Raw genomic sequence first — 12767 nt, forward strand, 5'->3', positions numbered from 1 at the left:
GGCCCCTTATGACCAAGCTCGTCGCCAAGCCAGACAGCGTTCCCAATACGTTTCTTGGCTTCCCATTCGCCGATGACCTTGAGACCCTCGACGCGGATATCGCGATCCTTGGCATCCCATATGGCAAACCTTATGGTCCCGACGAGCTCGCCAATGATCAAAGCCGCGCCCCGGATGCGCTCCGGCAAGCGACGCTGCGGCCCGACTATATGCTCAATAGCTACAATTTTGATTTCGGAGGCACCCTTCTGGGCGATACCGGGGCCAAGGTGGTCGACTGCGGCAATGTCATCGCCGACATGTCCGACCCCGGCGCACATTACCGCAACGCAGAAGCCGCCACACGTCAGATTCTCAACGCCGACACATCGCTTATTTCCATCGGCGGCGATCACGGCATCCCGATCCCGGTGCTACGCGCACTTGAGGCCATCGGAGAAAAGATCACACTGGTGCAAGTCGATGCCCATATAGACTGGCGCGATGATGTGAATGGCGAGCGTGAGGGATATTCCAGCCCGATCCGCCGTGCCTCTGAAATGAGCTGGATTGGCGACATCATCCAGATCGGAATACGCGGCATCGGCAGCGCGCGGCCCGAAGAAGTCGAGATCGCCCGCGCCTATGGGGCGGACATCATCACCGCCTATGAGATGCATGACATTGGCATGCAGGCCGTGCTGGACCGTATCCCCGATGGTGGGCCTTACTACCTCACCGTAGATGCAGATGGACTTGACCCCACAATCATGCCTGGCGTGATGTATCAGGCCCCCGGTGGCCTGAGCTGGGTGCAGATGCATAAATTGCTGCACGGGCTCTTTGCCAAGGGGCGTATGGTGGGCATGGATATCGTCGAGATTGCCCCCAGCCATGACGTGGGCAACACCACACTTGTGCACGCTGAAAGGCTGATTTGTAACTTCATCGGTGCCGCGGCACGAGCAAGGTGAAAACCGCTCAACGCAACATTCGTAAAGAAATATGCTGCACCGCGACATTTTTTTCACAAATCCTGTTGACGCCCTCGCACCCCCAACCTAGTGTCCCCGAACGCGTATAAAGGAGTCGGCCAAAATGGCGGAACTAGTCGTAATTGTAGGCAAATGGCGCATGGGCCGGTAACGGATACCATAATGGTCCCCCATGCGCCCTCGGAAAAACCCGAGGGCTTTTTTGTGCGTAAGACAAATGAATGATGTCATGAACGGAGAGAACAGATGGCACGTCAGATGACCGGAGCGAAAATGGTGGTTCAAGCCCTGAAGGATCAGGGTGTGGACGTCGTATTCGGATATCCCGGGGGTGCCGTGCTACCGATTTATGACGAGGTTTTTCAGCAGAATGATATTCGCCACATCCTTGTGCGTCATGAACAGGGAGCTGTGCATGCCGCCGAAGGCTATGCGCGCTCAACGGGCAAGCCCGGTGTTGTTCTTGTGACATCTGGCCCCGGCGCGACCAACGCGGTCACGGGCATCACCGATGCGCTGATGGATTCCATTCCGATTGTGGTTCTCACGGGTCAGGTCCCGACCTTCATGATCGGCTCGGACGCGTTTCAGGAGGCCGATACCGTTGGCATCACCCGCCCCTGCACCAAGCATAACTGGCTTGTGAAGGAGACCGAGCGCCTGTCGCAAACCATTCATGAGGCCTTTCACGTGGCCACCTCGGGGCGTCCGGGGCCGGTTTTGGTGGACATTCCCAAGGATGTGCAATTTGCCTCTGCCACCTACACACCGCCGGAGAAGACGAAGGTATCGCATTACCAACCACAGATGGAAGGCGACATCGAGACCATCGCAGAACTGGTAGAGGCGCTCGAAACGGCCAAGCGGCCGATCTTCTACACGGGCGGCGGGGTGATCAATTCCGGAGACGAGGCCACCAAGCTGTTGCGCAATCTGGTCGACGCCACTGGCATTCCGATCACCTCGACCCTGATGGGTCTGGGTTGTTATCCGGCGTCGGGCAAAAACTGGATCGGAATGCTGGGCATGCACGGCCTTTATGAGGCCAACATGGCCATGCATGATTGCGATTTGTTGATCAATATCGGCGCCCGCTTTGATGACCGGATCACCGGGCGGCTCGATGCATTCAGCCCCGGATCGCAACGCGCCCATATTGATATTGATCCCTCGTCGATCAACAAGGTCATCCGCACCGATTTCCCCATTGTGGGCGACGTCGCCACCGTGCTGAAACAGCTCACGGATGTCTGGACAGAGCGCGGTCGTCAGGTAAATCGCGAAGCCATTGACAAATGGTGGAAGCAGATCAACGACTGGAAAAAGATCAACTGTCTGGCCTTCACGCAAGCGGGCAAGACGATCAAGCCGCAATATGCGCTGGATCGGCTTGAGGCGCTGACCAAGGACCATGACCGGTATATCTGTACCGAAGTGGGCCAGCATCAGATGTGGGCGGCACAGTATCTTGGCTTTGAAGATCCAAACCGCTGGATGACATCCGGGGGCTTGGGCACGATGGGTTACGGCTTCCCCGCCTCAATCGGCGTGCAAATCGCCCATCCCGACGCGCTTGTGATCAATGTGGCGGGCGAGGCTTCTTGGCTGATGAACATGCAGGAAATGGGCACCGCGGTGCAGTACCGCCTGCCCGTTAAGCAATTCATCCTCAACAACGAACGGCTTGGCATGGTGCGGCAATGGCAGGAACTCTTGCATGGCGAGCGCTATTCGCACAGCTGGTCAGATGCCCTGCCCGATTTCGTCAAACTGGCTGAGGCGTTTGGCGCCAAGGGGATAATCTGCAACGACCCCGCCGATCTTGATGATGCGATCATGGAGATGATCAATCACGATGGGCCCGTGATCTTTGATTGTCTGGTGGAAAAGCACGAAAACTGCTTCCCGATGATCCCTTCGGGCAAAGCGCATAACGAAATGCTTCTGGGCGAAAACGCCTCAACCAAAGACGCTATTGATGCAGGCGGCGCGGTGCTGGTTTAACCAGCACCGCCTGTCCAAGGGAGCCTGACATTGAAGAAAATCCTTCACAAGATTTCGGGACGAAAATGGAAGCCGCCCAAGCCGAACCGGCGGTGGCAGGACAACCCGCAATTCGTGGCGCATTTTGACACTCAAATGTGCCCTGATTTCGAAACTGGCTACACCGGTGCAATTCGAAAAGCGTCGGGCGGTAAAACCCTCTCGCGAGCCATCTCTGTGGGTGCTGGCACAGGTGTATACGAGCGCGATTTGGTCAAGGCGGGGCTGGTCGAACACTTTGATCTGTTCGAAGTGTCCGCTGATCGCGTGGAACAATCGCAGAAGAATGCAGCTGACGCCGGAATGAGTAAAAACTTTTCAGCGCATTTGGCCGATGCGCTCGAACAAGACTTTGATGGAGAGTATGACCTGGTGTTCTGGCGCAGCGCTTTGCATCACATGTTCGATGTGGACAAAGCGGTTGAATGGTCCGTGCGTGCGCTAAAACCTGGCGGACATCTGGTTGTGTCCGAGTACATTGGACCAACGCGACTGCAATGGCTTCCGATTGAAACCAATACAGCGCGTCAGTTTCTTAAAGAAAACCACCACATTGTGGGCGTCGCACCCAAACGCGTGCGCCGTCGCTCACCATTCCGAAGATTCAAGCAATTTCTGCGCGACCCGTCCGAAGCCCCACAGTCCAATCTGATACCTGCCGCATACGAGAAGCATACCGGCCAAAAGATGACAGTTTTAGGCGGCTCTGTGATTCATCTCTGCGGTGGCTTCATGACTGGTTTGGAGGAAAAAGACCCAAGCCTTCATGACCGGGTTATAGCGCTGGACGAATCTTTGCGCGACCGGGGAATTTATCATTTTGGCTTTGGTCTTTGGACCAAACCTGAACAAGCGAGACACGCATCGGAGGCATCATCATGTCAGCCCTAAAAATAAAAAAAGGCGCAACCAGCCATTCGGCCTATAACCTGCGCCCCACGTTTTCGGACATGGCCGAGCGGCATACTCTGGCTGTCATCGTTGACAACGAACCCGGCGTCCTTGCACGCGTCATTGGGTTGTTTTCGGGGCGTGGATACAACATTGACAGCCTGACCGTGGCCGAGGTTGACCACGAAGGCCATCAGTCGCGCATCACAATCGTGACCACAGGTACACCGCAAATCATCGAACAAATCAAAGCACAGCTCGGCCGCATTGTCGTTGTACATCAGGTCAATGACCTAACAGTAGAAGGCCCCTCGGTAGAACGTGAATTGGCATTGCTGCGGGTGACAGGCGAAGGCGAGAAACGCGTCGAAGCCCTGCGGCTTGCAGATATCTTCCGTGCAAATGTGGTCGACAGCACGCTTGACAGTTTTGTCTTTGAAATCACCGGTGCGCCGGAAAAGGTTGACGCCTTTTCCGACTTGATGCGCCCATTGGGGTTACAGGAAATTGCGCGCACCGGTGTGGCCGCCCTCTTGCGTGGGGATTAGGTGCAAGCGACCCTTATGACCCAGGCAAAGCAGACTTCTTTGAAGCCGTTTCCGACTTGGCCATGGGCTGAGGCCGACCAAATGGTATGACGTTACTCTCTGGGCCACGCGCCTGTTGCATTGCCTCAGGTAAGAAATTCTCCCCAACTTCCAGCAAGGTATCTGCCAGTTGTGGGTATTCGTCCGACGATACCAGCTCAACATCCTTGGCTAGCCGGAAATCGCGCGTTTCTTCCAACTCTAGTTTGACAAGATCTCCTGCCTCAATCGCCTCTAAAGTGTCAGGCCGGTCCGATTGACCGTTGAAAAACGCAAGTTTTCCGTGGTCTTCACACCAGATCAACGCCCTGTCACACTTTGAATCGCTCCATAATACTACGCCGTACATGTCGTCCCCATTTCCGCAACCCTATGCCAGTAAAGATAGTGGGCAGACGTGCTCCGTACAGCTATTAATATGGGGGTATTTTCCGGGAATTTGTGTCAACTTTTCTCAATAGTGACGCTATTTGGCGTCACTATTTTGGGATATTCATGTTTTTTCCCAAATCTCCACAAACCGCGCTATGTTATGAGTCACATTCTTTTTCACCAGTATGGTATGCGCCGTTGTTCGACAAAGCCGACACGAAAAAACATCGGGAAATGCGAAACCCCGCCGCCATCAGGGCTGTGTTTGGCGCAAACCTCAAAACCCTGAGCGCAGATTATCCTTCTGTGGCGGGTCTGTGCCGCGATTTGGGAATCAACCGCACGCAATACAACCGATACTTGTCTGGAGAAAGCTTTCCAAGACCCGACGTGCTTGATCAGATCTGCACGTTCTTTGGCGTGGATGCACGGATATTGCTGGATCCTATCGAAGACCTGGATCCTGTGTCATCGGACCTATTGAACCAGAAGTTTTTGGAAGGCTACTTCGGTGGAGACGCCACAAAGGTGTCCCATACGCTGTTTCCAAGTGGTTTTTTCATGTTTGTCCGCCGTAGCTTTATTGACGATACGCAATTCACCACCGGTCTGGTTCATGTCACCCGCCGTAACAACTATACGTTCCTGCGGGGATTTGAGCCGCGCAGCGCGATGCGCAGCCAAGGGCTGTCTACGGCCTCGTCCAACCGTGAGTATCGCGGTCTCGTCCTGCGCCAGGAAGAAGGTGTCATGGCCGTGGTGACACACCGCAATTCTCTGGCTTGTTCCTTCAACTTTCTGACTCCAGAGACGTCGTTTCAATCCAACATCTGGGAAGGGTATGCCACCAGAACGGTGCGCGAAAAACTCACCGGCCGCAGGGCTGCGCGCATGGTTTATGAATATCTCGGCGAAAACACCAACGCGGTTTTGGCAGCAGCGCGCCAATCTGGCCTGGTCTCCAAAGACCAGGTTGCCCCGTTCCACCTGCGATTGCTGCGGTTAAGCGAAGAATTTCGCTGATGCTTGTCGCATCCGGACAACCTATGTCGTGAAAAGTGGGGATTTGTCCTGATTTTTTGGCAGGGTTGTTGTGTTCCACTGCAACTCTGAGGCTGCCCATGTCCGATACAGTCACCAATCTATCTTCTGTGCGCACCAGCGTGGAGCACGCCAATGGCCTGCCCAATGCACATTACATTGATCCGGCTGTTTTTGAGGAAGAAAAGCACGCCTTGCTCTTTTCTCAGTGGGCAGGTCTTGCCGTGGCGGCTGACGTGCCGGAGCCGGGCGATGCCAAGCCGATCACCTTTCTGGGCATGCCGCTTTTGCTCTTGCGGGACAAGGACGGGCAGGTTCGGGTATTTCAGAACATCTGCCGCCATCGCGGCATGATCCTGGTCGAAGAGCCGCGCAAAATCGAGGGGGCGATCCGCTGCCCCTACCATTCGTGGTGTTATTCCACCAAGGGCAAGCTGGTCTCAACCCCACATGTGGGCGGACCCGGCCACAACACACATGATGCGATCAAACGCGACGAGCTGGGCCTTCTTGAAGTGCGCAGCCATGTCTGGCGTGACGTGGTTTGGATCAATGCTTCTGGTGATGCGGCACCTTTTGAAGAAGTACATGCTGGTCTCATCACCCGCTGGGCGGAATTTGACAAACCGCTGTATCACGGTGGATCAGACAGTAGGTTTGAGCTGAGCGTGACGACCAACTGGAAGCTCGCGGTCGAGAACTACTGCGAAAGCTATCACCTGCCTTGGGTACATCCCGGCCTCAACAGCTACTCGCGGCTTGAAGATCACTATCACATCGAAAAGCCGGGCGCCTATTCCGGGCAAGGCACCATGGTCTATCGCCAGCTCAAGGGCGATGGCGGTGAGATCTTCCCGGATTTTGAGGGTGTCGGGGCCAAATGGAATGAACAGGCGGAGTATATCGCGGTTTATCCCAACGTACTTCTGGGCGTGCATCGCGACCATGCCTTCACCATCGTGCTTGAAACCAAGGGACCAGAGGCCACGGTGGAGCATGTTCATCTCTATTATGCGGCGCCCGAGACTGATGCCAAGTTGCGCGCCAAGAACACGGCACAATGGAAAGAGGTGTTTGAGGAAGACATCTTTGTGGTCGAGGGCATGCAGCGCGGGCGGCATGCCGATCAGTTCGATGGCGGACGGTTCTCACCCGTGATGGACAGCCCCACGCATTGCTTCCACGACTGGGTCGCGGGCAAGGTTGAGGCGCATCGGGGTGCCACCAAAGCCGCCGAATGAGCGAGAGCCTTGACGTGCAGATGATCGCGGCCCATGAGGCCGGGGATCGCATGGCGCTCATCCGGCTCTACACGCAAGCTGCTGATGCCGCCAATGACGAAAACGCAGCCTGTTTTTACCTGACCCACGCGTATGTATTCGCGCTGGAAGCGGGGTCGAATGAGGCGGAAAGGTTGAAGGCCCGGCTGGTGGCTGCGGGGCGGGAGCGGTATTTGGACTAATGGCTGCTTTGAGCCCATAGCAGCCGTTGCTTAAGTAGCCTGGTTTCATATACTTTGGCATATGGAAGTATCGGTAATTTTTGATTGTGAATACGATGGGGATGCTTCAGGCACCGTCTGGATCGTTGACAGCGAAAAAAACAGAGATTGGTTCCGCCGTCACTACAACGAACTCCAATCTGGCAGCGCGTATTTCTCAAGGGACGAGAGTGAAACAATTGCGTATCAGCTCTATCAGGTACTTGAGCTTATTGCTGACCATCAACCAGAATGGAAGTCCATCGTAGTTTCTGGGTTGGAAACAGCAGACTTGATAGGAGCTGATTATCTTAGAGACTTCGAGATTGAAGCGGTTGAGAGTGGTTTCGTGTTGCGATGAAGCGTCTTACAGCCGCGCCAAAACTGCGTCTTTTAGGTCCCGCAGACCCGCCAATCAGCCCTGATATTGCAACCAAAAGCGTTGGATGACTGCAATGAGCCCAAAGCGCGCTTCAACTCATTGTCAAAATTGCAGTCTGCCTAAGGCATATCCAATAGCGAAATCGTCAAGGTTCTTAGAAATGATCTGATCAACGCCGGGCCCAACCGCATGAACTTCACCATTTCCAGATGGGTCGGTATCGAGGAAAAAATAGACCCCCATTCCGTCGTCTGAAATAGGAATAAAATGACGTCTCTCAGTTCCTACTTGTTGCCATTCCCGAAGTTTTCTGCATTCGTCAACAACCTGTTGCCACATCGGAGGATCGTTTTTAGACCGTTCGATTATCCCGTAAATCTGAAACCCTTTAGCCATAACCGCTCCGAACTCTTCCAAAAACTCTCGATAAGCTGCTGGGAAAACAACTCCCAAAGTTTCTTGCGCTTCCGCAATCAATGTCGGGCAAACCCCTCCAGAAACTAGGCCTGTTTCGCATAGCTTGCGAAAGTCTTGTGTCATCATGGCAATGTCAGTTTTCCAAAGTGGTTAGGGGATTCTTTTGTAAACCTTCAAACAAGCTTAAAACATGTCGTTCTCGACTGAACAACTATCAAGAACTATGGGGCCGCTTTGTCCGCACACCCGGCCTTCACCCCTCCAACGCCTGCGCCAAATCCCCCTTCAAATCCTCGACATCCTCAATCCCCACGGAAAACCGAAGCATCCCTCCCGGCAAGCCTGACTGAGGCTCAATCGTGGGACGGTGCTCAATCAGGCTCTCAACCCCGCCCAAAGACGTGGCCCGGTGGATGAGCTTCAACCGCCCGGCCACCGCCAGCGCCGCATCAGCCCCGCCCTTGACGATAAACGACATCAGATACCCAAACCCGCCACACATCTGCCGCTTGGCCAGCGCATGGCCGGGGTGATCGGAAAGACCGGGATACAGCACCTGCTCCACCGCCGCATGGGCATCCAGAAATTCTGCCAAAGCCTGCGCATTGGCACTCATCCGTTCCATCCGCAGTGGCAGTGTGCGCATGCCGCGCAGGGTCAGCCAGGCTTCAAACGGGCCCATGATCGCCCCGGCCTGCAATCGGTCGGTCTTAATATCCGCCCACAGGTCATTCTCAGCGTCGCGGCAGGATAAAACCCCGCCCACCACATCGGAATGACCATTGATGGCCTTCGTGGTCGAGTGCATCGAGATATCGGCACCAAACGCCAAAGCCTGCGTCAGCACCGGGCTGGCGGCCGTTCCATCCACCACCAGCTTTGCCCCTGCCCCATGTGCCAGCGCAGCGGCCTGTGCGATATCGGTGATCTTCAGCCACGGGTTCGACGGCACCTCAATCCAGACCAAATCGGCAGGTGTGGCGCAGACTTGTGTCAGCACCTCAGGATCAGAGGCGTCTATCCGGTCCAAAGCAATACCGCGTCGCGCCGCGAACGCCTCGGCAAAGGTAGTCACGCCGTGGTAGATGCCTGATTGCAGCACAATCCGCCCACCATCGCGCACGGTGCGCAGCACCGACGCAGCGGCGGCCATGCCAGAAGGGAACAAGAGTGTGTCCGCTGCGCCCTCTAACTGGCGCAAGACGTCCTCAGACGCGCGCACCGTATCATTGTGATCGCGCGCATAGGAATTTGCTGCATTCAACAGCGCATACTCCGGATCGCGCAAAAACGTTGTCGCCGGGTGGATGCCCGGCACAAGACCTGCCGTGGCCTTATCCGTGGCCCCGGCCCCACGGGCTGCAATCGTGGCGGGTTTCATGTCTCTCTCCCTCATGCCAGCCCTTTTTGGAACAACCGCCCCGGCCCCCAGCCGTTGGCGTCAATCTCTGCCACCCGTAGCAAATGCCACAAAAGTGCCTGATTGGAACTTATGACCGGCACGCCAGTTTCAGCTTCCAATGTGTCGATGATCCCATAGGTGCGCAAATTGGTGCAGGAGGCAAAGACCGCATCGGCCTTATGGTTCTGCAGTGCCTCAAGAATTGCGGTCTTGGTCGAGGTCTCGCTGATCCGGGCCACATTGGGGTCGATCTCTTCGCCAAAGCTGGTCTCATGCACGACCGCGATCCCGCGCGCCTCCAGAAACTGCCGCATCGGGCTGGCCACCTGGCTGGTGTAAGGCGTGATCATGATGATCCGCTTGGCGCTGAGCGCCTGCAAACCCGCCAGCACGCCGCTGATCGGATTTGTGACCGGAAGGCCCGGGCGCACGGCATGCACCTGCTCTGTCACCGCATCAGGCCCGATCAAGACAGAGGCCGAGGTGCAGCCATAGCCAATCGCCTCAACCGTATCCGGCAAAAGCGACACTGACGCGGCCACGCGCGCCTGCATATCCATCAGCGACTGGGGTGTCACGGAAGGCGCGGAGTAGATGCGCGTATGATACAGCCCCACATCGCGGCCCTGTAATGTCTGACGCGCCTCAACCTCCAGCGTTTCATCGGTGCTCAAGACCACCAGGCCAAGACGTCGGGCCATGCCGTGATCCAATTCATATGTCATGGTGCCTCTCCTCTGGGCCAGCTAAGTGTACCGCCTGCAACAGCGGCCCCAACCCCGGTTGTGCTGGGACAAGACGTAGGCAATCCGCGCAGCACGCGCACGGCCAAATGTGCAAAGGCTTGCGCCTCCAGCATATCGCCATCAAGCCCGACCGCCTCTACCGGGTCAACTTTTGCGTCCAAAGCGGCGCGCAGCATCGCCATCATCACCGGGTTCTTGCGCCCGCCACCACAGACCAACACGCGCTCTGGCGGGGTTGGACAATGCTCCATACCCTGCAGCACCGCTGCCGCAGCCATGCCCGTGAGTGTCGCCACCGCATCGGCATCGCTCAGCTCACGCACCAGACCGATCATGTCGGCAAAGGCATCCCGGTCGAGCGACTTGGGCGGAATTTTCCGGAAATAGATGTCTTCAAGAAACAGCTCTAGCGCGCCTTGAGCCACAGTCCCTTGCAGCGCAAGTTTCCCATCGCGATCAAACGGCTCACTACGCCGGTCCATCATCACATCATTGATCGGCGCATTCGCCGGACCCGTGTCAAAGGCCAGCAGCGCGCCCTCCTCTTCGGGTTTGTCCTTTGTCGGATCAATCCAGGTGAGGTTGCCCACGCCCCCCAGATTGAGAAAGGCCAAAGGCCGCTCGGCCTGCATCCATTTGGCACAGGCGAAATGGAAAAACGGCGCAAGTGGCGCGCCCTCCCCGCCCAGTTCCACATCGGCACTGCGAAAATCCCAAACGACCGGCAGGTTGAGCGCCTCGGCCAAAGCTGCGCCATCGCCCATCTGATGCGTGCCACGCCCCTTTGGCTCATGCGCCAATGTCTGACCGTGAAAGCCAACGATCTCGGCCCCCTCAAAGCCTGAGAGCACGTCGAGATGCGCCTGTTGCACCATCGGCAATGCCTCTTGTCCCACCTCGCCGGGCCATTTGCCCAATGCGTCGCGCAACACTTCTTCCTCAGCACGGGAATAGCCGCGATAGGCCGTCTCGCCAAAGCCGAAAATCACCTCGCCATCGGTCTGAACCATGGCCGCGTCCACCCCGTCCAACGAGGTGCCCGACATCGCCCCCAAGGCCCAAACCGGGCCCGCTTTGATCCGGGCCTTCAACATGGCCTTTTCCTTCGTTCAAACCGCCCCTATACATGCCGCGCAAAGACACCCGGGACAAGCGATATGACCACCCAACCGAAATCAGATTTCCTGCGCGTGATGATCGAGCGCGGCTTTATGGCCGATTGCACTGATCTTGCGGCGCTTGACGCGGCTCTGATCAAAGGCGTGGTCCCGGCCTATATCGGCTTTGATGCCACCGCGAAATCGCTGCATGTGGGCTCGCTCATTCAAATCATGATGCTGCGCTGGCTGCAAAAGACCGGACACAAGCCGATTACGCTGATGGGCGGGGGCACGACAAAGGTGGGCGACCCGAGTTTTCGCGCCGATGAACGCCCCCTGCTCGATGATGCGGCCATTCAGGCCAATATTGATGGCATTCAGAAGGTGTTTGCCGCCTATGTGAATTACGGTGACCGGGCCACCGATGCCGTTATGCTCAACAATGATGAATGGTTGAGCGGTCTGAAATACATCGAATTTCTGCGCGACATTGGCCGGCATTTCTCGGTCAACCGCATGCTGGCCTTTGAGTCGGTAAAATCGCGTCTGGACCGGGAACAAAGCCTCAGCTTTCTCGAATTCAACTACATGATCCTGCAGGCCTATGACTTCATGGAGCTGAACCGCCGCTATGGCTGTCTCCTGCAGATGGGCGGTTCGGATCAGTGGGGCAATATCGTGAACGGCATCGACCTGACGCGGCGTGTCCTTGATCACGAGGTTTACGGCCTCACGTCACCGCTGCTGGAAACCGCCGATGGCCGCAAGATGGGCAAAAGCCAGGATGGCGCTGTCTGGCTCAATGCCGACATGTGCGCGCCCTACACGTTCTGGCAATTCTGGCGCAACACGATGGATGCCGATGTGGGGCGCTTCCTGAAGCTTTACACCGAATTGCCAGTGGATGAATGCGACCGCCTCGGCGCACTCGCCGGATCAGAGATCAACGCGGCCAAGATCATTCTGGCCAATGAGGTCACAACGCTTTTGCATGGGGCTGATGCCGCGCAGGCCGCAGAAACCACAGCACGCGAGGTCTTTGAGAAAGGCGGCGTTGGGGATGATTTGCCAACACTTGAACTGTCTGCGTCGGATATCGGTGACGGCGTGTCCATCGTGCAGCTAATCGTGAAATGCGGCCTTGCCAAATCCGGCAAGGATGCCAAGCGATTGATTGCGGAAAATGGGGCCAAACTTGACGATGCCCCGCTCACCGATGCTGGTCTGATGATCGATGCAAATGCCCTCTCCTCACCGATCAAGCTTTCGGCCGGAAAAAAACGGCATGCGCTGGTGAAGCTCGTCGACTGATCGGAATTTGCGGATAACGCG

The 12767-nt window shown here is 56.4% G+C and carries 14 protein-coding genes; 9 read left to right on the forward strand and 5 right to left on the reverse strand.

Translation table 11 applies throughout. The features are described 5' to 3' along the window. The first annotated feature begins 8 nt into the window (after positions 1-8). From RZ517_RS10915 to ilvN, 4 genes are all read left to right on the forward strand, one after another. Complete coding sequence (locus tag RZ517_RS10915; protein WP_338548268.1) at positions 9-953, forward strand: agmatinase; 945 nt, start codon at positions 9-11, stop codon at positions 951-953. Between the two features lie 267 nt (positions 954-1220). Then, positions 1221-2978 (forward strand): acetolactate synthase 3 large subunit, encoded by a 1758-nt coding sequence (locus tag RZ517_RS10920; RefSeq protein WP_338548269.1) that lies wholly within the window; start codon positions 1221-1223, stop codon positions 2976-2978. Between the two features lie 30 nt (positions 2979-3008). Next, positions 3009-3908, forward strand: a complete 900-nt coding sequence (locus RZ517_RS10925) for a class I SAM-dependent methyltransferase (RefSeq protein WP_338548270.1) — start codon at positions 3009-3011, stop codon at positions 3906-3908. Next, positions 3896-4456: an acetolactate synthase small subunit gene (gene ilvN / locus RZ517_RS10930; protein WP_338548271.1), complete on the forward strand. Its 561-nt coding sequence runs from the start codon at positions 3896-3898 to the stop codon at positions 4454-4456. Before RZ517_RS10925 ends, ilvN begins: the two co-directional genes overlap by 13 nt. A gap of 13 nt (positions 4457-4469) precedes the next feature. Here the strand turns inward: ilvN and RZ517_RS10935 are convergent, their stop codons facing one another. Continuing rightward, positions 4470-4844: a hypothetical protein gene (locus RZ517_RS10935; protein ID WP_338548272.1), complete on the reverse strand. Its 375-nt coding sequence runs from the start codon at positions 4842-4844 to the stop codon at positions 4470-4472. A gap of 257 nt (positions 4845-5101) precedes the next feature. Here RZ517_RS10935 and RZ517_RS10940 point away from each other — a divergent pair, with 257 nt between their 5' ends. The 4 genes from RZ517_RS10940 to RZ517_RS10955 all read left to right on the forward strand — a co-directional run bounded on the left by RZ517_RS10940 (position 5102) and on the right by RZ517_RS10955 (position 7749). Further along, on the forward strand, positions 5102-5890 hold the full coding sequence (locus tag RZ517_RS10940) for a helix-turn-helix domain-containing protein (protein ID WP_338548273.1): 789 nt from the start codon (positions 5102-5104) through the stop codon (positions 5888-5890). Between the two features lie 98 nt (positions 5891-5988). Then, on the forward strand, positions 5989-7149 hold the full coding sequence (locus RZ517_RS10945) for an aromatic ring-hydroxylating oxygenase subunit alpha (protein ID WP_338548274.1): 1161 nt from the start codon (positions 5989-5991) through the stop codon (positions 7147-7149). Further along, entirely contained in the window at positions 7146-7370 is a 225-nt protein-coding gene (locus tag RZ517_RS10950; protein WP_338548275.1) for a hypothetical protein, read from the forward strand. The genes RZ517_RS10945 and RZ517_RS10950 overlap by 4 nt, the downstream gene beginning before the upstream one ends. A gap of 61 nt (positions 7371-7431) precedes the next feature. Further along, positions 7432-7749: a hypothetical protein gene (locus RZ517_RS10955; protein WP_338548276.1), complete on the forward strand. Its 318-nt coding sequence runs from the start codon at positions 7432-7434 to the stop codon at positions 7747-7749. A 123-nt stretch (positions 7750-7872) separates the two neighbouring features. Here the strand turns inward: RZ517_RS10955 and RZ517_RS10960 are convergent, their stop codons facing one another. From RZ517_RS10960 to RZ517_RS10975, 4 genes are all read right to left on the reverse strand, one after another. Beyond that, complete coding sequence (locus tag RZ517_RS10960) at positions 7873-8313, reverse strand: SMI1/KNR4 family protein (RefSeq protein WP_338548277.1); 441 nt, start codon at positions 8311-8313, stop codon at positions 7873-7875. Positions 8314-8440: 127 nt separating this feature from the next. Continuing rightward, positions 8441-9583, reverse strand: coding sequence for a trans-sulfuration enzyme family protein (locus RZ517_RS10965; protein WP_338548278.1), 1143 nt, complete (start codon positions 9581-9583; stop codon positions 8441-8443). Continuing rightward, positions 9580-10314 carry a maleate cis-trans isomerase family protein gene (locus tag RZ517_RS10970; RefSeq protein WP_338548279.1) on the reverse strand — a complete coding sequence of 245 codons (735 nt, stop codon included), beginning with the start codon at positions 10312-10314 and terminating at the stop codon, positions 9580-9582. The genes RZ517_RS10965 and RZ517_RS10970 overlap by 4 nt, the downstream gene beginning before the upstream one ends. Then, on the reverse strand, positions 10311-11429 hold the full coding sequence (locus tag RZ517_RS10975; RefSeq protein WP_317054816.1) for an anhydro-N-acetylmuramic acid kinase: 1119 nt from the start codon (positions 11427-11429) through the stop codon (positions 10311-10313). Before RZ517_RS10975 ends, RZ517_RS10970 begins: the two co-directional genes overlap by 4 nt. A gap of 63 nt (positions 11430-11492) precedes the next feature. Here RZ517_RS10975 and tyrS point away from each other — a divergent pair, with 63 nt between their 5' ends. After that, entirely contained in the window at positions 11493-12746 is a 1254-nt protein-coding gene (gene tyrS / locus RZ517_RS10980; protein ID WP_338548280.1) for a tyrosine--tRNA ligase, read from the forward strand. Positions 12747-12767: the final 21 nt, after the last annotated feature.

It is taken from the genome of Roseovarius sp. S88 (assembly GCF_037023735.1).
GTDB lineage: Bacteria > Pseudomonadota > Alphaproteobacteria > Rhodobacterales > Rhodobacteraceae > Roseovarius > Roseovarius phycicola.